This window comes from Flexivirga meconopsidis (assembly GCF_026162425.1).
In the GTDB taxonomy this organism is placed as follows: Bacteria; Actinomycetota; Actinomycetes; order Actinomycetales; family Dermatophilaceae; genus Flexivirga; species Flexivirga meconopsidis.
Genome location: NZ_JAOBQJ010000001.1, coordinates 575598 through 593304 on the forward strand (window position 1 = coordinate 575598; position 17707 = coordinate 593304).

At 68.8% G+C, this 17707-nt stretch carries 20 protein-coding genes and 2 tRNA genes; 11 read left to right on the plus strand and 11 right to left on the minus strand.

Features of this window, described 5'->3' with window-relative positions:
* Nucleotides 1-7: 7 nt before the first annotated feature.
* Nucleotides 8-1000, minus strand: a complete 993-nt coding sequence (gene selD, locus N2M23_RS02795; RefSeq protein ID WP_265443108.1) for a selenide, water dikinase SelD — start codon at nucleotides 998-1000, stop codon at nucleotides 8-10.
* A 63-nt stretch (nucleotides 1001-1063) separates the two neighbouring features.
* Here selD and N2M23_RS02800 point away from each other — a divergent pair.
* The 3 genes from N2M23_RS02800 to selB all read left to right on the plus strand — a co-directional run bounded on the left by N2M23_RS02800 (nucleotide 1064) and on the right by selB (nucleotide 4302).
* Nucleotides 1064-1159: transfer RNA gene (locus N2M23_RS02800), tRNA-Sec, on the plus strand.
* A gap of 33 nt (nucleotides 1160-1192) precedes the next feature.
* The gene (gene selA, locus N2M23_RS02805) at nucleotides 1193-2509 is read left to right on the plus strand and encodes an L-seryl-tRNA(Sec) selenium transferase (protein ID WP_265443110.1); all 1317 of its coding nucleotides are present in this window, start codon (nucleotides 1193-1195) and stop codon (nucleotides 2507-2509) included.
* Between the two features lie 2 nt (nucleotides 2510-2511).
* Nucleotides 2512-4302, plus strand: a complete 1791-nt coding sequence (gene selB, locus N2M23_RS02810) for a selenocysteine-specific translation elongation factor (RefSeq protein ID WP_265443112.1) — start codon at nucleotides 2512-2514, stop codon at nucleotides 4300-4302.
* A 28-nt stretch (nucleotides 4303-4330) separates the two neighbouring features.
* On the opposite strand, the gene N2M23_RS02815 is transcribed toward selB, so the two are convergent.
* Nucleotides 4331-5314, minus strand: a complete 984-nt coding sequence (locus N2M23_RS02815; protein WP_265443114.1) for a bile acid:sodium symporter family protein — start codon at nucleotides 5312-5314, stop codon at nucleotides 4331-4333.
* Nucleotides 5315-5423: 109 nt separating this feature from the next.
* On the opposite strand from N2M23_RS02815, the gene N2M23_RS02820 reads away from it, so the two are divergent.
* Entirely contained in the window at nucleotides 5424-5888 is a 465-nt protein-coding gene (locus N2M23_RS02820; protein WP_265443115.1) for a DUF6328 family protein, read from the plus strand.
* Here N2M23_RS02820 and N2M23_RS02825 read toward each other — a convergent pair.
* Nucleotides 5869-6537: a hypothetical protein gene (locus N2M23_RS02825; protein WP_265443116.1), complete on the minus strand. Its 669-nt coding sequence runs from the start codon at nucleotides 6535-6537 to the stop codon at nucleotides 5869-5871. The two genes, N2M23_RS02820 and N2M23_RS02825, sit on opposite strands and share 20 nt — an antisense overlap.
* A 101-nt stretch (nucleotides 6538-6638) precedes the next feature.
* Between N2M23_RS02825 and N2M23_RS02830 the strand changes: the two genes are divergently transcribed.
* Nucleotides 6639-6989, plus strand: coding sequence for a thioesterase family protein (locus N2M23_RS02830; RefSeq protein ID WP_265443117.1), 351 nt, complete (start codon nucleotides 6639-6641; stop codon nucleotides 6987-6989).
* Between the two features lie 9 nt (nucleotides 6990-6998).
* Here the strand turns inward: N2M23_RS02830 and N2M23_RS02835 are convergent, their stop codons facing one another.
* Together N2M23_RS02835 and N2M23_RS02840 are read right to left on the minus strand one after the other, a co-directional pair.
* The gene (locus N2M23_RS02835; RefSeq protein ID WP_265443118.1) at nucleotides 6999-7205 is read right to left on the minus strand and encodes a hypothetical protein; all 207 of its coding nucleotides are present in this window, start codon (nucleotides 7203-7205) and stop codon (nucleotides 6999-7001) included.
* 71 nt (nucleotides 7206-7276) lie between these two features.
* On the minus strand, nucleotides 7277-7639 hold the full coding sequence (locus N2M23_RS02840; RefSeq protein WP_265443119.1) for a MerR family transcriptional regulator: 363 nt from the start codon (nucleotides 7637-7639) through the stop codon (nucleotides 7277-7279).
* A 68-nt stretch (nucleotides 7640-7707) separates the two neighbouring features.
* Between N2M23_RS02840 and N2M23_RS02845 the strand changes: the two genes are divergently transcribed.
* The 3 genes from N2M23_RS02845 to N2M23_RS02855 are packed head-to-tail and all read left to right on the plus strand — an operon-like array spanning nucleotide 7708 to nucleotide 8972.
* Nucleotides 7708-8028, plus strand: a complete 321-nt coding sequence (locus N2M23_RS02845; RefSeq protein ID WP_265443120.1) for a DMT family transporter — start codon at nucleotides 7708-7710, stop codon at nucleotides 8026-8028.
* Between the two features lie 8 nt (nucleotides 8029-8036).
* Nucleotides 8037-8372: a DMT family transporter gene (locus N2M23_RS02850; protein ID WP_265443122.1), complete on the plus strand. Its 336-nt coding sequence runs from the start codon at nucleotides 8037-8039 to the stop codon at nucleotides 8370-8372.
* Between the two features lie 54 nt (nucleotides 8373-8426).
* Nucleotides 8427-8972 carry a hypothetical protein gene (locus N2M23_RS02855; RefSeq protein WP_265443124.1) on the plus strand — a complete coding sequence of 182 codons (546 nt, stop codon included), beginning with the start codon at nucleotides 8427-8429 and terminating at the stop codon, nucleotides 8970-8972.
* 70 nt (nucleotides 8973-9042) lie between these two features.
* Here N2M23_RS02855 and N2M23_RS02860 read toward each other — a convergent pair whose 3' ends face one another.
* The 3 genes from N2M23_RS02860 to N2M23_RS02870 all read right to left on the minus strand — a co-directional run bounded on the left by N2M23_RS02860 (nucleotide 9043) and on the right by N2M23_RS02870 (nucleotide 12444).
* Complete coding sequence (locus tag N2M23_RS02860; RefSeq protein WP_265443125.1) at nucleotides 9043-9819, minus strand: hypothetical protein; 777 nt, start codon at nucleotides 9817-9819, stop codon at nucleotides 9043-9045.
* A 94-nt stretch (nucleotides 9820-9913) separates the two neighbouring features.
* Entirely contained in the window at nucleotides 9914-11665 is a 1752-nt protein-coding gene (locus N2M23_RS02865; protein WP_265443126.1) for an FAD-dependent monooxygenase, read from the minus strand.
* 179 nt (nucleotides 11666-11844) lie between these two features.
* Nucleotides 11845-12444, minus strand: a complete 600-nt coding sequence (locus N2M23_RS02870) for a TetR/AcrR family transcriptional regulator (RefSeq protein WP_265443128.1) — start codon at nucleotides 12442-12444, stop codon at nucleotides 11845-11847.
* A 312-nt stretch (nucleotides 12445-12756) separates the two neighbouring features.
* Between N2M23_RS02870 and N2M23_RS02875 the strand changes: the two genes are divergently transcribed.
* Together N2M23_RS02875 and N2M23_RS02880 are read left to right on the plus strand one after the other, a co-directional pair.
* On the plus strand, nucleotides 12757-13602 hold the full coding sequence (locus N2M23_RS02875) for an SDR family NAD(P)-dependent oxidoreductase (RefSeq protein WP_265443129.1): 846 nt from the start codon (nucleotides 12757-12759) through the stop codon (nucleotides 13600-13602).
* Between the two features lie 246 nt (nucleotides 13603-13848).
* Entirely contained in the window at nucleotides 13849-15219 is a 1371-nt protein-coding gene (locus tag N2M23_RS02880; RefSeq protein WP_265443131.1) for a hypothetical protein, read from the plus strand.
* Nucleotides 15220-15357: 138 nt separating this feature from the next.
* Here the strand turns inward: N2M23_RS02880 and N2M23_RS02885 are convergent.
* The 3 genes from N2M23_RS02885 to N2M23_RS02895 all read right to left on the minus strand — a co-directional run bounded on the left by N2M23_RS02885 (nucleotide 15358) and on the right by N2M23_RS02895 (nucleotide 17188).
* Nucleotides 15358-15431: transfer RNA gene (locus N2M23_RS02885), tRNA-Pro, on the minus strand.
* 81 nt (nucleotides 15432-15512) lie between these two features.
* Complete coding sequence (locus N2M23_RS02890; protein ID WP_265443133.1) at nucleotides 15513-16256, minus strand: fructosamine kinase family protein; 744 nt, start codon at nucleotides 16254-16256, stop codon at nucleotides 15513-15515.
* Nucleotides 16253-17188 carry a metallophosphoesterase gene (locus tag N2M23_RS02895; RefSeq protein WP_265443135.1) on the minus strand — a complete coding sequence of 312 codons (936 nt, stop codon included), beginning with the start codon at nucleotides 17186-17188 and terminating at the stop codon, nucleotides 16253-16255. The genes N2M23_RS02890 and N2M23_RS02895 overlap by 4 nt, the downstream gene beginning before the upstream one ends.
* Before the next feature lie 53 nt (nucleotides 17189-17241).
* On the opposite strand from N2M23_RS02895, the gene N2M23_RS02900 reads away from it, so the two are divergent.
* On the plus strand, nucleotides 17242-17694 hold the full coding sequence (locus N2M23_RS02900; RefSeq protein ID WP_265443137.1) for a GatB/YqeY domain-containing protein: 453 nt from the start codon (nucleotides 17242-17244) through the stop codon (nucleotides 17692-17694).
* The last annotated feature ends 13 nt before the right edge of the window (nucleotides 17695-17707 follow it).

The following is a 17707-nucleotide window of genomic DNA, read 5'->3' on the forward strand; positions in this document are numbered from 1 at the left end:
GTCGCGCTCAGACGATCTCGATGCCCGAGCCTGCGACCGTGCGGCCGATCACCGGGTAGCCAGGCACCTCCCCGACGACCAGCAGACCGCCGGACGTCTGCGCATCGGCCAGCAGCAGGAGGTCGTCCTCGGTGACGTCCGCCGCCGGCGACAGGTGCGGCCGCACCCAGTCCAGGTTGCGACGGGTGCCACCGGACACATAGCCGTCGCGCAACGCTTCGCGCGCCCCCTCGACCGTCGGTATGGCGGAGCGTTCGAGCACGGCACCGACGCCGGAGGCGCGCAGCAGCTTGTGCAGATGGCCGAGCAACCCGAAGCCGGTCACGTCCGTGGCCGCCGTGGCACCCGCCGCCAGCGCCGCCTCGGACGCCTCGCGGTTGAGCGCGGTCATCGTCTCGATCGCCGCCTCGGACACCTCGCCGGTCTGCTTGTGCCGGTTGTTCAGCAGCCCGACGCCGATCGGCTTGGTGAGCGTGATCGGCAGACCGGCCTCTGCGGAGTCGTTGCGCAGCAGGCGAGTTGGGTCGGCGACGCCGGTGACCGCCATACCGTATTTGGGCTCGGGGTCGTCGATCGTGTGGCCGCCGATCACCGGGCAGCCGGCCTCGCCGGCGACGGCCAGGCCACCGCGCAGCACCTCGGTCATCAGCTCCATCGGCAGCACGCCGCGCGGCCAGCCGACCAGGTTGATCGCGACCACCGGCCGGCCGCCCATCGCGTAGACGTCGGACAGCGCGTTGGCGGCCGCGATGCGCCCCCAGTCGTAGGCGTCGTCGACCACCGGCGTGAAGAAGTCGGCGGTGGAGAGGATGGCCAGGTCGTCGCGGACCAGCACGGCGGCAGCGTCGTCGCCGTCGTCGAGTCCGACCAGCACGTCGGGTGCGGCCTGGCCGGTCAGGCCACGGACCGCGTCCTCGAGCTCTCCCGGCGGGATCTTGCAGGCGCAGCCGCCACCGTGGGCGTAGCCGGTCAGTCGGGTCGTCTCGGTCGTGTCACTCACCCGATAGAGGCTAATCCGCTCCCGCGCCACGACACTTGCCGGACAGCAGCTAAGTTGGCGCGTGGAGGCGTCAGGGTTCCTGGTGGGCCCCCCGGTCTTCAAAACCGGTGAGACCGAGCACCTCGGTCTGGCGGGTTCGATTCCCGTCCGCCTCCGCCATACGTTTCCTCGCGAGGAAGGGCCGATGATCCGGTGACCAGCGCCGACCCGCGCAGCCGCATCCCGCGCACCGACACGCTGCTCGAGCTGCCGGCCGTGCAGGATGCGCGAACGACGTTGAGCGAGCAGGCTATTCGCTCGGCGATCGACGCAGCGCAGTCCCGCGCCCGGTCCGGGCAGATCGCGCCGGAGCAGGTCGTGCCCGAGCTTGAGGCGGCGCTCGCCGCGCAACCGGTCGCCTCGCTGCGGTCGGTGCTCAACGCGACCGGCGTCGTCATCCACACCAACCTGGGGCGGGCTCCGCTGTCCGCGGCTGCCGTCGAGGCGCTGCTCGCCGCGAGTGGGTATGTCGACGTCGAGCTCGACCTGGCCACCGGTGTGCGGTCCAAGCGTGGGGTCGCGACCCGAGCCGCGCTGCTCGCGCACTGCCCGGCGGCGCAGGACGCACTGGTCGTCAACAACGGGGCGGCGGCGCTCGTGCTCGCCACCACCGCGCTTGCCGCGGGCCGCGAAGTCGTAGTCAGCAGAGGCGAATTGATCGAGATCGGCGCCGGCTTCCGGTTGCCCGACCTGATCGCCTCGACCGGCGCGCGGCTGCGCGAGGTCGGCACGACCAACCGCACCCACCTGCGCGATTACGCCGACGCGATCGGCCCGGACACCGGCCTGCTGCTCAAGGTGCACCCGAGCAACTTCCGGGTCGAGGGCTTCACCTCCGGGGTCTCGGTCGCGCAGGTGTCCGGACTCGCCCGCGAGCACGACCTCCCGCTGGTCGTCGACCTCGGCAGCGGACTGCTGGAGCCGGACCCGGCGCTGCCCGACGAGCCCGACGCGACGACCGCGCTGACCGACGGCGCCAGCATCACCACCGCCAGCGGCGACAAGCTGCTCGGCGGGCCACAAGCCGGAATAGTGTTGGGGGACAGCGCATTCGTCGGCCGTATGGCGCAGCACCCGCTCGCCAGAGCCGTCCGCGCCGACAAGCTCCTGCTGGCCGCGCTCGAGGCGACCTTGCGTGGTGGCGACGCCCCGGTCGTGGCGGCCCTGCACGCCGACCCGGCAGCCCTGAAGCGTCGGACCACTGCCCTGGCCGAGGCGGTCGGTGGTGAGGTGGTGCCGCACGACGGTCGTGTCGGCGGTGGCGGGGCGCCCGGCGTGCCGCTGCACGGGTGGGCGGTGGCGCTGCCCGAAGAGGTGGCCGCACGGCTGCGCACCGGCGAACCCGCTGTGTTGCCAAGGGTGCACGGCGGTGCGTGCCTGATCGACCTGCGTTGCGTGCCCGAGGCGGAGGACGCCCGTCTCACCGAGGCCGTCCGGGCAGCGGTCGGCGCCGGCGAGCGGAGGGCCTGAGCGTGCACGTGATCGCCACGGCCGGTCACGTCGATCACGGCAAGAGCACGCTCGTGCGTGCGCTGACCGGGATCGAGCCGGACCGGTGGGCCGAGGAGAAGCGGCGTGGCCTGACGATCGATCTCGGATTTGCCTGGACCACAACGCCTTCCGGCCGCGAGATCGCCTTCGTCGACGTGCCGGGTCACGAACGTTTCCTCGGCAACATGCTGGCCGGGCTGGGTCCGGCGCCGGTCGTGTGCTTCGTGGTCGCCGCCGACGAGGGCTGGCGGGAGCAGTCGACCGATCACCGGGACGCGGTCGCCGCGCTCGGCATCCGGCACGGCGTGATCGTGGTGACTCGCGCCGACAAGGCCCCCGATGCCGTCGAAGACGTCATCGCTCAGGCTCGAAAACAGTTGCGCGACACCGGACTTGCCGACGCGCCGGCGGTCGCGGTCTCGGCGGTCACCGGTGCCGGGCTGGACGAGCTGCGTCATACGCTCGACGAGGTGCTGGCGACGGTGCCCGCGCCGGTGCAGGACGGCCGGGTGCGGCTGTGGGTCGACCGGGCGTTCACCATCAAGGGGGCCGGCGCGGTGGTGACCGGCACGCTCGCAGCGGGGCGGATCCGCGCCGAGGACACCCTCGAGTTGTCCGGCGCCGAGGGCACCCAGCGCGTCGTGGTGCGAGGCCTGCAGCACCACGGCTCCACCGAGCAGGTGGCGCAGCCGGTGAGCCGCACCGCGGTCAATCTGCGCGGCATCCAGGCGGCCGCCATCCACCGCGGCGACGCGCTGCTCACACCGGGCGCCTGGCAGCTGGCCGACACCGTCGACGTGCGCCGGGTGAGCGGTGCGGTCTGCACCGACGTCCCGGCCCAGGTGACCGCGCACATCGGGACGGCCGCGGTGCCGGCGCGCCTGCGGCCGTTCGGGGACGACCACGCGCGGCTGACCTTCGACCGGCGGCTGCCACTGGCGGTGAGTGACCGGATCGTGTTGCGGGACAGCGGATCCGGGCGGGTCCTCGGTGGTGCGCAGGTGCTCGACGCCGACCCGCCGGAGCTGCGGCGCAGAGGCGACGGAGCTCGTCGCGCCGAGGCCCTGTCGGCACTGCCACCGGGCGGCGACGTGACCGCGGAGGTCGTTCGTCGGGGGGCCGTGCAGGTTGCCACCCTGCGCCGGCTCGGCATCGCGGGCGCGACCGGCGACGCTCCCGAGGGCGTGCGGGCGATCGGCGGCTGGTGGGTCGACGAGCGGCGTTTCGCGCAGTGGACGTCGGCGCTGCAGTCGGCGGTGTGGGAGCTGCATGCGCGTGATCCGTTGGCGGCCGGGCTCTCTCGTGGCGCCGCGACGTCCCTCCTCGCGCTTCCGTCGACCGATCTGCTCGCGACGGTGGTCGAGGCCGCCGGGCTGCAGCAGCGGGACGGCGAGATCAGCGCACCGGGTGCCGAGTCCGCACTCGGCGCTGCGGAGGATGCCGTCCGGCAGCTCGAGACCCGGCTGCGCGCCCGGCCCTTCGACGCGCCCGAGGCGGACGACCTGGCGCAGCTCGGGCTGGGGCCCCGCGAGCTCGCCGCTGCCGAGCGCGCCGACCGGCTGCTGCGGCTGCGTGACGGGGTGATCCTGCTGCCGAACGCCCCGGCCCTCGCCATGCGCGCGCTCGCCTCGCTCCCGGCGCTCTTCACCACCAGCGAGGCGCGGCAGGCACTGCAGGCGACGCGTCGTGTCGCCATACCTCTCCTGGAGCATCTTGACGCGCGCGGTTGGACCCGGCGGGTCGACAACAGCCACCGCGAGGTCGTGCGCTAGCACGGTGTCCTGTCAGGTCGTGCCCCGGTCAGGCTGTTGCCGAACGCAGTTGGCGTGCATAGTGATTGGCGAGCCAGGAGCAGCCGACCAGCTGCACCTGGTGGAAGATGATCAGTGGCACCATGACCAGGCCGAGTGCGTTGCCGGAGAAGAGGATCGTCGCGATCGGCAGGCCGGTGGCGAGGGCCTTCTTGCTGCCGCAGAACTGTATGGCGATCGCGTCGCCCCGGTCGAAGCCGAGCCGGACCGCGATCCAGCGGCTGAGCGGCAGGATCACCAGCAGCACGGTGACCGACATGGCCAGCATCTGCAGGATCTCCCACCAGTCCAGCCGCTTCCAGAAGTGCTGGTCCTGTGCGGTTGAAAAGGCTGCGTAGACCACGAGCATGATCGACTCGCGGCCGACGTTGCGCAGGGTGGATTCGTGACTGTCGACCCACGCCTTGACCCGGGGGCGCACCAACTGCCCGAGGATGAACGGCAATACCAGTGACAGCACCAGGTCCCGCGCGGTCGCCGCGTTGATCGTGACGTCGCCGGCGGGGGAGAGCAGCAGGTAGGTCAGCAACGGCGTCGCGATGACGCCGACCAGGTTGGACAGGGTGGCGCCGATGATCGCGGCGGGCACGTTGCCGCCGGCGATCGCGGTGAAGCTGATCGACGCCTGCACTGTCGACGGCACGAGGCACATGAAGATCACGCCGGCGTGCAGCTCGGGTCGCAGCATGATCGACGGCAGGAACTGCATGACCCACCCGATGATCGGGAAGATCACGAAGGTGATCACGAGGATCGTCAGGTGCATCCGCCAGTGGTTGACGCCCGCGATGATGTCGCTGGTCGAGATGCGAATCCCGTTGAGGAAGAAGAGAAAGCCGATCGCGACCTTCGCCACAACCATGACAGTTGGCAGCCATGAGCCCGGCGCGGGAAGCAGCAGGCCGAGGACCAAGGCAACGGTGACGGCGACAGTCAGCGGGTCGAAGACACCACGAAGCCACGACCGGGGCACGTGCTCTCCTTCGGCGGGTGGACGGTGCAGGTTTCTGGTGCGCAATGTATCCGCCCTCCGGGGGTAGCGTCGGGAAGGCCGATGCGCCATACAGCTGACGGAGGTGGGTATGCCGACGCCGGAGCGACACGAGACGCCCGCGCAGCGCAGTGACCGCAACTGGAACGAGTTGCTCCAGGAGCTTCGGGTCACCCAGACCGGCATCCAGGTGATGTCGGGCTTCCTGCTGACGGTGCCGTTCAGCGGCCGGTTCGACCGGTTGAGCGACAACCAGCGCGTGCTCTACCTGGTCTCGCTGTGCCTGTCGTTGCTGGCGACGGTGCTGCTGGTGGCGCCGGTGAGTTCGCACCGGATTCTGTTCCGCAAGCACGAGAAGGCAGCGCTGGTCGAGCACGCGCACATGATGGCCCGCGCCGGGCTGGTGGTCTTCGGTGCGGCGATGCTGGCGGTCGCCGCGCTCGTCTTCTCCGTCGTGGTCAGCACGACCGCCGCGATCGTGGTCGCGGCGGTCGGGCTGGTTGCGGCGGTGTTGGTGTGGGTGGTGCTGCCGTTGGTCAGCGCGCGCCGCTATTGAGCAGGGTGAGAGCGGCCTGCTCAAGGTCGGTGTCGCTGGCAGCGCTGAGGTCGATGGAGCCGACGCCGGCGAGCTGCTTGGCGACCGGCGGGTGCTTCTTGCGCAGTCGGTCGACGAATTGCGCTGCGGCGTCGGCCTTTCCGCGACCGTGGCCGAAGACGACGAAGCGGTGGTCGCGGGTCAGACCCTCGAGTTCGGCGCCGAGCTGGTCGAAGAATCGGCCCAGGTCCTGCTCGTCCTCGCGGCCGGTGTGCCGCTCGACCGTGCGTAGGTGCCGACCTGCTGACTGGGTGTCGCGCACGTCGCGCTCAGTGTCGGACGTGCCGGTGGTGTCGAGGTTGAAGTCGAGGATCCGCGCTTCCTTCTCGTCGATGGTCACCACGAGCAGGTCGCCGGTGCCGTGCACGTCCGGGTGGTCGCGCAGCAGGTGCCGGGCCTGCTCGACGTCCTCGATCGAGACGACTCCGTCGTGCGGCCGGTGGAACACGACGCGGTGGCCGTTGAGTTTCACCGCGAGCCGGTCGCCGGACTCGTTGTCGACCTCGTCGGCGAGGTCCTCCCAGAGCGTCACGAACTTGGGCCACTCCAGGTTGCGCGGCGCGGGCGATCCGACGATCTTGTCGAGCGTCTCCCGGGTGTGCTTGTTCATCGCGGGGTTCCTCCGTCGAGGTGCGGTGGTCTTCGAACTTGCAGCGTATGACGTCGCGCCGTCGTCTGTGCGGCTCACTCGGCACCGACTACCGTCGAAGCATGCGACACGAGGTGACCGGGGCCGACACCGCGATCGCGCTCGGCAGCGGGGACGTGCCGGTGCTCGGCACACCCCGGCTGATCGCCTGGCTGGAGGCAGCGACGGTCGAGGCCGCGGCCGAGTTGCTGCAGGCCGGTGAGACATCGGTCGGGACCGCGATCGAGGTCCAGCACCGTGCGCCGACCGCGGTCGGCGGGTCGGTCGAGGTGAGCGTCACCGAGCGCGAACGTGCCGGCAAACGCTTGGAGTTCACCGTCGAGGCGGTCGACCAGGAGGGCACGGTCGTCGGCGCGGGCCGGATCACCCGCGCTGCCGTCGATCGGGAGCGTTTCGTCGCGGGGTTCGCCTAGTGAGTTGGGTCAGCGGCGCTTGGAGCGGCGTTCGTTGCCGTGCTTGTAGTTGCCGGTCGCGCGTGCCATCAGCAGCTGCTCGTCGCCGGCACCTGCCGAGGCGAGAAACTTGGCGGCGGCGTTGCCCCGCAAGGTCGTTGCCCGGCGGCCGTGGTGATAGATAACGACGTCGTCACCCGTCTGCTCGTAGCGGAATCCGTGTGGCGCATTTCCCATCTCAGGCGACCGGCTGTTTCTCGTATGCCGCGTCGGTAGTCCGGGCCCCGCCCTGCAGAGACATGATCCGTTCAGCCCGCTGCCCGCGGGGCGAGCGTCACGTCGCGACGCAGGGTTTGGAGTACGTCGAGTTCACGGTCGATCTCGCGGCGCTTGTCCTGGAGGCGATCGACCTCCTGACGAAGCAGTTCTTCCATCGCCCCGGTGCGTTCGTGCGCGGGAGCCTCCAGACAGGGCAGGAGTTCGCCGATCGTCACGGTGCACAGTCCGGCCGCGAGCAGGTGCTGGATCAGCACCACCCGCTCGACCGTGTCCGGCTCGAAGTCGCGCCAGCCGCCCGGCGTACGCTCCGACCCGATCAGGCCCTGCTCCTCGTAATAGCGCAGCGAGCGCGCGCTGACACCGCTGGCATGTGCGAGTTCACCGATGCGCATAAGACCTCCCGTCGCGTGCGCCTCAAGTCTTGCATCTGACACCGGTGTCAGGTCTGACAGTGGCCGGCATGGAATGGATCTATTTGGCAATCGCGGTGCTGTTCGAGATCGCGGTCGCGATCAGCGCTGGCAAGGCACAGGGTTTCACCAGCCGCGGCTGGACGATCGCAACGCTCGTCACCGGCGGTCTCGGCACCTACTTCCTCAGCCGCGCGCTGCTCACCTTCGACGTCGGCGTCGGCTACGCGTTGTGGACCTCGCTCGCCGGGGTCGGCATCACGGTCCTCGGTGCGGTGCTCTTCGGGCAGCGCCTCACCTGGGCGAAGGCCGCCGGCATCGCACTCGTCATCGGCGGTGTCGTCGGGCTGCAGCTGACCGGCGGTGCGTGATGGACCGGGTGGCACAACGCAACGCCTGGCTGACGCTGCTGCTGGCGGGCGCCTTCGAGGTCGGCTACGCCCTCTCGGTCGGCGGCAGTCGCGGCTTCACCCGGTGGACCTGGTCGCTGGTCGCAGTGGTCTTCTTCCTGCTCACCCTCTGGGCGCTCAGCCGGGCCCTGCGCACCATCGAGGTCGGCATCGGGTATGCCGTATGGGCCGGCATCGGCGCCGTCGGTGCCGCACTGTTCGGACCGGTGTTCTTCGACGAGTCGCTGTCTGTGGCGAAGGCGGGTTGGCTCGCGGTCATCATCGCCGGCGTGGTGTGGCTCAAGCTCGCCGACCGTCTAGCGTGAAGATGGCAGAGTCAGTCCTGGCCACCCGGATGGCCCTGACGAAGGTGTTGACCGATGGCAGCGCGTGCCGAGTGGGACATGGATGCGTTCGTCGACGCCCTCGACGCCGAGCGCGCTCGGCTCGATCTCAATTGGTATGACGTCGCCGACCTCCTGTGGCAGCAGTCGGCCGACCTCAACGCCGTCCTGCCGGGGCACCCGTTGTGCGGCGGCGCCGTCGGCCGGCTGCGCGGGCGCGGGGCGACCTCCTGCCAGTACGCGCTCTACATGCTGCGCTGGCTGGACCGGCCGCCGGAGGACTTCCTCACCGGCGCCAGCAGTGCCACGGATGACCCGACCCTGCCGGCGGCCGGCCCGGAGGCCCGCCTGCGCTGGGACCTGCCACAGTTGCACGACGCGCTCAACCGCCGCCGCAATGACGAGGGTCTGACCTGGGCGCAACTCGCCGCCGAGTTGGACTGCACGCCGGCCCGGCTGACCAATCTGCGCACCGCCCGCGAGGCCGACATGGCGCTCGCCATGCGCGTCACGCAATGGCTCGCGCTGCCGGCGGCGCGCTTCATCCACCCGGTGACCGCCGAGGATCTTGCGGCACTCTGACTGCAGCGTGCCAACGGTCGCTCTCGGGGCTACTGCAGGTGCACCCTGGCAGGTGCGAGTTCGCCTTGCTTCACGCGTGCCTGCCGCGGTCGTGGCGAACGACGTTGTCGATCACGGTGTCGGAGCGCTCAATCGTGTAGGCGTAGGCGCCGGTGAGCACTTCGGACTGACCCTCGATGACCGCTGCAACCGACGGGTGCTGGAGCACGCTGTCGACGGCACCGCGGTCGTTGAGACCGAAGCTGACACCCCCGTGAATTCGTCGCTCGACGGCGTACTGATGTGAGACACCCGGTGAGGTCGCGGCGACCTTGGAGGAGGGAACGAAGGTGTACGTGCGCAGATCGCGCGCGCCTGCTTCGTGGAGGGCTGGTCCCAGTTCGTCGTGCACGAAGCGCGCAAAGGCGCCCCGGCTGGCGCCTTGCCGGCGGCGCAGCATGACTGCGGTGTGTTGTCCGATCTGGCTGGTGCTCTCATCGGGCCACCAGCGGCCGCGTCGCGGGGCAAGCTGGCCGACGACATGACGGAACAGGTTCTGCTCGTCGTGCAGGATCTGCGAGCTGTGGAAGGAGGTGCGCACGATCCCGAGCATGTTGGGCCAGCGGATCTCAGCGAACCCGTCGAGGCGGTACTCCGGTGAGATGGTCGTGCCGACGCCAGGGGTCGCGGGCCAGTACCCATGGTCGACCGCGGAGAACTGCCGCTGCCGGTACTCGTCGATGTGCGGCAGGTGCCGCATGATGTCGGCGTGCTGGTGCTCCCAGTGACTGACCGCCACCTCGCGGGGAACGTCGTCGCGGAAACGGACGGAGAACAGTCCGGCGGTGATGGTCTCAGGCTGTGACATGACGTGTTCCTAGATTCGTGTCAGGAGAACGGGTAGGCGCTGAAGCGGCAGATCGCCCCGGCGGCGGGTCAGGACCAGGAGCGGAGGTGTCCTTTCAGGCGCCGCGTACCCGGTCGATCACGGACAAGGGGTCAGTGGGTGCTAACTGGCCACGCCACGCGACGTGCTGGTCGGGCCGGATCAAGACGAGGTCACGCTGGTAGAGGTCGCGAGCGTGGTCGTCGCGGACATCGACGACGGTCAGTGGGACACCACGGGCGTGTGCTGCCCCGGCGAGGTCTGTGATGTCGGTTTCGCTGAATCGCAGCAGCGTGAACCCGCGGCCGAATAGGTCGAAGATCTGAGTGCCGTCGTTGAGCCGCACGCTCGGTGGCCGCGAGCCGGGCCATGTGCCGGGAAGGTACTCATCGGTCCGCAGACGTGGCGCGGAGCCCGCTTCGGCGCAGATCACCGGCGAGCCGTCGTAACGGTAGCCATGCTCGATGCCGTGGGCTTCGTTCTCGAGGTTGCCCAGGTCCAGAATGTAGCGTCCGAGCTGCTTGCGGGTGACGTCGCCGGACCAGTCCTCGCTGTGCATCACCGGGTCGAATGCAGCCATGATCGCACCGCGGACGGCGCTGTTGCGGGCGGCGGATTCACGGTTTCGGTAAGCGATCGCCTGGCGCTCACGCTGGTAAGCCTCGAGAAGTCGGGGGCCGCCCCAGCCCTGGAGTTGAGCGGCGATCGCCCACCCCAACCCGATCGCATCGCCCACTCCGGTGTTCATGCCGTAGCCCCCGGTGGGAGGCACCTGGTGCACTGCGTCGCCGGCCAACCACACCCGCCCACGGCCGAAAGACTTGCTGACGACCAGACGTGGCGTCCAAGCGTTGGCGACGTGGATCTCCATGTCGAAGTCCATGCCGAGCTGCTCGCACACGAACGCAGCGGGGTCGATGGCATCGATGTTGTCGCGAGCGCTGAGCGGGGTGTGCAGGGTCCAGGTGTCGCCGTCGTCCTGCGAGATCAGCGTCCAACCCTCGGGGGACTGGAGGTGCCACACCTGGCCGAATCGCTCAACCATGCGACGGTCGGTGGTGCTGAAGTGGACCATGTAGAACCGGCCATCAGGTGGGCGGTGCCCCAGAGCGCGGTATGCGCGCACGGCCCCGCGCAGTGTGCGGCCGAGGCCAAGCTTCTTGATCATCTGTCGGCGAAGACTGATCTCGTCAAGGTCAATGCCGAGCTGCCGGCGGGTGCGACTGCCGCCGCCGTCGCAGCCGATCAGGTACTTGGCTCGCACGAGCCTGCGGTGACCTGTCTCCTCGCAGAGCAGGGTTGCGGTGACGCCTCGGTCGTCCTGACGGAACTCCTCGACCATCCAGCCGTAGTCGACGGTGACGTGCTGCGCGCGGGCGACCACGATGTCTCGTAGCGCCGGCTCGAGAATGATCTGCGAGACGCGCATCGACGGTTCCAGCGTGCCCCGTCCGTCGTTTGCTGCGGACGCGGCGGCGCGCGCTTCATCAACGCTGGGGTATTCGAATGAGGCGAGCTCCCAGCCTTCGGCGCCGGTTGCCCAAGTGACCTTGATGCGGTGGTCGGTGGGTACGGCAACCTTGCGTAGCTCGTCTGCGACCCCGAGGCGCCGGTAGAGCTCCATGCTCCGCCCGTTGGTGACGTCCATTTTGGGATGCCGAGTGGTTCGGGTATTGCGCTCAGCGAGCAGCGTTGTGATGCCGTGCAACTCGAGTTCGAGCGCCAGGGTGAGGCCTACCGGTCCGGCTCCGGCGATGAGGACGTCGGTCTCCTCGAGGCCGCCGATGACGCCAAGGGGGGAAGCGCCGGGATCCGGTGCGGTACTCATGGGCTCTCCTAGTGCGTAGACCCCAAAGTGAACAGCTGTGTTCAAAATATGTCAAGGGTGTATCGGGGTAAGCGCGCACCGAGCCCGCTGCGGGCGTCCGCTGCTCTGCGTGGGTCAAGGCGGCCGGAGGCAATCGCCTCGACCGCGAATCACCGTCGACGACCTTGGAGACGCGAAGCTCAGGAGGCCGGAAGGGGGTGGCTGGCCAGTTCGCGCGCCTCCTGGCGCGCGACGCCCAGGGCGACCAGCACCATCTCGGCTGCGTCGCTGCCGGCCTCGCGCCAGCCCTGATGACCTTCCAAGACCATCCAGATCGCGGCGACCGTGGTGCCGATCAGCATCGTGGCGATGCTGAGGTCGCGGCCCGGCTCGATCGAATAGCGCCCGCTGGCGATACCGTCGTTGACGTCGGCGAGCGGTGGCCCCAATAGGAGTTCTCGCAGGGACTCGTCGGTCAGGCCGAATCGCACGAAGAAGCGGCCCATCTGCGGCGACTCGTGGGCCTGGCGGACCAGAAGCCGGAGTCCGGTCGCCAGGCGCAGGGGAGCATCGGTGACGCGGGCGGCGTCCATCACGCTGACGTTGTGTGCGTGCACCTCGGTGGCAAGTTGAACCCGAACGCTGGCGAACAGGTTCTCGATGGAGTCCACGTTGCGGTACAGCGTCCCGCGTGCAACGCCGGCCTCGGCGGCCAGGTCGCTGACGCTGACATCAGTGTGGCCACGCTCGGCGAACAGGCGCACAGCCGCGTCGTGGATGCGGCGTTCTGTCGCGTTCATTGCGGACCCTCCTTGGCTTGGGCCGACTGTACTCAAACGTCTCGCTAGTAGCAAAGCTACGAGGTTTGAAACATCATTGACATTAATAGAACATGATTGTTCAATTTCGGTATGGCGGCGCCGGTCCACCAAGGAGCCCATGGCTTCATGGCGAGCAGGGCGCGTGGGCGGGCCTGCTGAAGGTGGCCCGCCCAGGAGCAGCTGCGTTCTCTGCGCATCCGTTTGGTGGGTCGGCCACCCGAGCCTCACCACGCTCGCCGCCAAGCGCCCCGATGCCCAGGTCGCCGCGACAACTTCCAAGGAGAGTGTTCGATGAGTAAGAGAGCTTCCAGGCCCGTGGCGGGTCTTTCGGTGGTCATCACCGGAGCCGCCAACGGCATCGGGCGTTCGACCGCAGCCCTGTTCGCGGCGCGAGGCGCCCGCGTCGTCATCGGTGATATCCATGCCGAGGCTGCGGCCCTGGCGGCACAGGAGATCGGCGCCTCGACGGTCGGTCTGCCACTCGACGTGCGGCGAGAGGAGTCCTTCGACACATTCCTCGGCGCGGCCGAAGCGGCTCACGGACAGATCGACATTCTGATCAACAACGCCGGCGTCGATTGGATGGGACCGTTCCATCTCGAGCCGTTCGACGTCACGCTGCGGCAGCTCGAGGTGAACCTCCTCGGGGCGATCTTGGGGTCCCGCCTCGGTCTCAAGCGGATGTTGCCACGCGGCGGCGGCCATTTGATCAACGTCGCCTCGGCCGCCGGACGGACGCCGCAGCCGGGAAGCGCGGTCTACACCGCGACGAAGTACGGCGTCGTCGGTCTCACCGAAGCCCTGAAGCTGGAGTACCGCGACAGCGGCGTGACGTTCAGCGTCGTGCAGCCGGGGCAGATCGACACGGCGATGATGGACGGGACACATCCGTCCTCACGGCTTCTGCCCAAGGTCGGGCCGGACGTAGTGGCGCAGGAGATCGTGCGCGCGGTCGAAGACGCTCGCTTCGAGGTATGGGCACCACGGAGCCAGGGGTTCAGCGTGAAGCTCGGCAACTTCGTGCCTCGCGCCGCACGTGAAGCGGTGTTGCTCAAGCTCGGGGTCCAAGACATCGCCGGCAAGGCCAGCGCCGAGGAACGGGCCGCCTACGTCGAGCGAGCCTTCGGCGGCGACTGAGCAGGTCGGACCCAGGGTCCGGACGCCCGCCTGCGGGTATCTCTCGCAGAGCTGCACGACGCGCTCAACCGCCGCCGGACGGATGAGGGGCAGACCTGGGCGCAGCTCACTGCCGAGTTGGACTGCACCCCGGCCCCGCGGATGGCGGCGTCGCGATGTCGCCTTGTGCGGCCCCGCGGTGTCCCTTTGTCGGATCGACCGCCCGAGATGGCCCCTCGGTCACCACGCTCGGGCAACCATGGGTCTATGCGTGATTTGGATCTGCTGGTTGCCTCCGTGCGGGATGCAAACAGTCGCAAGCATCTTGCTGAGGCTGCGCGGGCCTATCAGGCCGGCGCATACCGTGCTGCGATCGTCAGCACCTGGGTTGCGCTGGCGTTCGACCTCGTGGCGAAATTGCGAGAGCTCGCCGATACGGGCGACCGCGCGGCCGGAAAGAAGATCCTCGACTTGGACGCGGCAATCTCTCAGCAGAACCTTGGCAAGTTGCAGGAGTTCGAGAGGTCATTGCTCAGCGTCTGCAAGGACGACTTCGAGCTGCTGAGCGAACGCGACGTCGAAGTGCTCGACCGGCTACGCGCGGATCGACACGTGTGTGCCCATCCGGCCTTCGTCTCGGAAGATCTGATCTTCACGCCGACAGCGGAGCTGACTCGCGCACATATTGCCGCAGTGGTCGACACGGTGCTACGCCTCCCAGCGACACCGGGTCGGCAGCTTGTCGAACGGTTCAAGGAGGAGTCGATATCGACGGCTTGGCCTGACGACCAGGAGGGTCTACGGGAATACCTTGCCGAGCGATACTTCGGCAGAGCGCGAGAGTCAACCCAGGGAAAATTGGCCGAGCTGATCGTCAAGACGTGTATGGCGATCCCAGAGAATGCTCCAGGGCGCGAGGTTATCGCGGAGCGCTATCCCAAAATTGCGTGGTCTCTCTATCAGGTCCGTCCCGACGTAGTGGTCGCTGCCATCGAACACGTGGTCCGAAAGAAGGAAGAATCCGCTGGCCTCAGCGAGGATGAACTGCGCCGGGCTGTCGGTGCACTTGGTCCCGTGCAGGCGTTGTGGGACTACCTGCCGGAGGCCTCGGTGCCGAGACTGCTCACATGTATGCGTTCTTCGCCGATCACCGCGCTGGTCGAAGCGGGTGTGTTCTCGGCAGATTTGGCCAGCCATCCAACAGCGGACGCTGTGCGTGAGATCCGCAAGTCTCGAGCCGGTGACATCGATGCGGAAACATTGGCCGATAACCTGCGTCGTCGGCCGGGGCCATTGCTCCTTGACGTGGCGGTTGCGCGAGTCGCAGAAGGTGAAAGCTGGAAGAACACCAACACTTTGATGCCGGCCCTATCTGCGTCGGCCGAGTATTTGACACCGGACCATCTACGGACCCTCTGCGAAGCAGCCACGAGTGAGCACGATGTGATTACCGCGTTCGCGACAGACCGTGAATTGGCAAGGATTTACGCGGAGCGTGGCGAGGTGGACGGGCTCGCCGACGTATGGTCGACCGCAGCGCAAACGCCTCATCCAGATGCCGGGGGCGAAAGTTATGCCTATTCTCAACTGCGCGCGGTCATGAACCTGACTTCCGAGACCCGCGCCCATGAAAGTTGATCCCGCAGCCGCGCTGCATGTCGGTGAACCAGCGGATAACCGGCACCGGCCGACCACCCGGACCCCCGCCCACAAAAATGGCCCGAACCTACACAATGCAGGTCCGGGCCATTCCGATGTCCTCAAGACATCGCTGGGTCGGGGTGACAGGATTTGAACCTGCGACCTCTTCGTCCCGAACGAAGCGCGCTACCAAGCTGCGCCACACCCCGTGGCATGCCGCGAGCGCCCCAGCAGGACGCACGCAGCGAGAAGCAACGATACAAGCTGACCCGCGGATTCGCCCAATCGGGCTAGGCGTAGCGGCGCAGGATGGACGCGGCCTGCCCGACATACCCGCCGCCGAAGAGCACCGCGTGCAGCAGGACCAGGTGCAACTGCATGAGTGGGAGGCGGTCGCGCCAGCCGTCGGCCACCCCCGCCACCTCGATGTATGACGCAAGCAGCCGCTCCAGGTGCGGCGCCCCGAAGAGCGTGAGCGCGCCCAGGTCGGACTCCGGGTGCCCACCGTGCGCGGCCGGGTCGATCAGCACCCCGCCGGCCGCGGTCCACACCACGTTGCCGGCCCACAGGTCGCCGTGCAGCCGCGCCGGCGCGGCGACCGACTCGTCGAACTCGCCGCCCCGCAGCCGCCCGAGCAGCCCCTCGGCGGCGCCGCCGAGCCCCGCCTGGCGTGCCAACGGCTCGACCCGCAGATCGGCATACATCGCGCCCCAGGCGTCATAGGACCCGAGCGGCAGCGGGATCAGGTCGTCCGCCGGACCCTGCAGGCCGTCACCGGTCCATCCGTCCGGCCCGACACCGAAACCCGAGGCGCCGGCCGCATGGGTCGCCGCGAGCTGCCGGCCGAACGACTCGACCTGCGCGGCCGACGGGGCGCTCGGCGAAAGGCGTTGCAGCACAAGCCGATCCGGTGACACCGCCTCGACGCCCACGACCGGTGCACCGCCCGGCACCCGCAGCCACGACAACCCGGCCGCCTCCCACGCGCCCGCGCGCTCCGAGGCGACCGGCTTGACGAAATCGCCCGCGGTCACGCCCCGGGCACCAGCGTCAGCAGCGTCGCCTCCGGGCGGCACGCGAGCCGCACCGGGTTGTACTTGTTGTGCCCGATGCCCGCCGACACCTCGAGCCACGCGGCGTCCGACGGAGCCGCGACGCCCGTCGCCGCGCCGGGCCACCAGCGCGAAACCCCTTTGGCACGAGCGTTGTCCAGGTCGCAATTGGTCGTCAGCGCGCCGTAGAAGGGCACGCACACCTGCCCACCGTGGGTGTGTCCGGCGAGCATCAGGCGCGCCCCGTCGGCGCTCATCGCATCGAGCACCCGCACATACGGCGCGTGCAGCACGCCCATCGTCAGCGCGACATCGGAGGCGGCAGGGCCGGCGACCGCGGCGTAATCGTCCAGCTCGATGTGCGGGTCGTTCACCCCGACGAATTCGACTGACTCACCGTTGATTTCGACGGTCCGCCGCACGTTGTCGAGGTCGACCCAGCCACCGGCGGTGAAGCCCTCGACCAGCTCCTCGACCGGCAGCGACGCCACCTCCAGGTCGGCGCCCTTCTTGTGGGGTGCGCCGATCCCGACATACTTCAGCGGGTTCTTCGGCGCCGGCGCGTAGTAGTCGTTCGACCCGAGCACGAACGCCCCAGGAAACTCCAGCAGCGGCTCCATCGCATGCAGCACCGCCGGCACGGCATCAAGATCCGAACAATTGTCACCGGTGTTGATCACGAAATCCGGCTCCAACGCTGCCAATCCGCGCACCCAGTCGATGCGGCGCTGTTGCCGCGGCACCAGGTGCAGGTCGCTCAGGTGCAGCACCCGCAGGGGGCGCGAGCCCGGCGCGAGCACCGGCAGGGTGAAGCGGCGCAGCGTGTAGAGGTGGCGTTCGACCAGCGACGCCCAGGCGAGAGTGCCGGCGCCCGTGGCTGCGACCGCGACGGTTGTTTTGGCGAGTGCGTTCATGACCGGTCAATTATGCGCGGCACGCACTGAGCCTCTCCTGTCAGACTGTCCCCATGACGAGCAAGCAGACCCTCCGTGACGACCTGACCGCTGCGCTGCGCGCCCGCGACCAGGTGCGCACCGGCACCCTGCGGATGACGATCGCCGCCATCACCAACGCGGAGGTCGCCGGCAAGGAGCACAAGGACCTCACCGAAGCCGACGTGCAGCAGGTGATCACCAAGGAGGCCAAGAAGCGGCGCGAGGCCGCCGAGGCGTATGACGCAGCCGGTCGCGACGAGCTGGCCGCGGCGGAGCGCGCCGAGCTCGCCGTGCTGGAGGAGTACCTGCCCAAGCAGCTCACCGACGACGAGCTGCAGACCATCGTGCGAGACGCGATCGCGCAGACCGGTGCCGACAGCATGGCCGGGATGGGTCAGGTGATGAAGGTGGTCCAGCCGCAGACCGCCGGACGAGCCGACGGCGGCAAGGTCGCCGCGCTGGTCAAACAGGCACTCAGCGGCTGACCCCACGCACTGA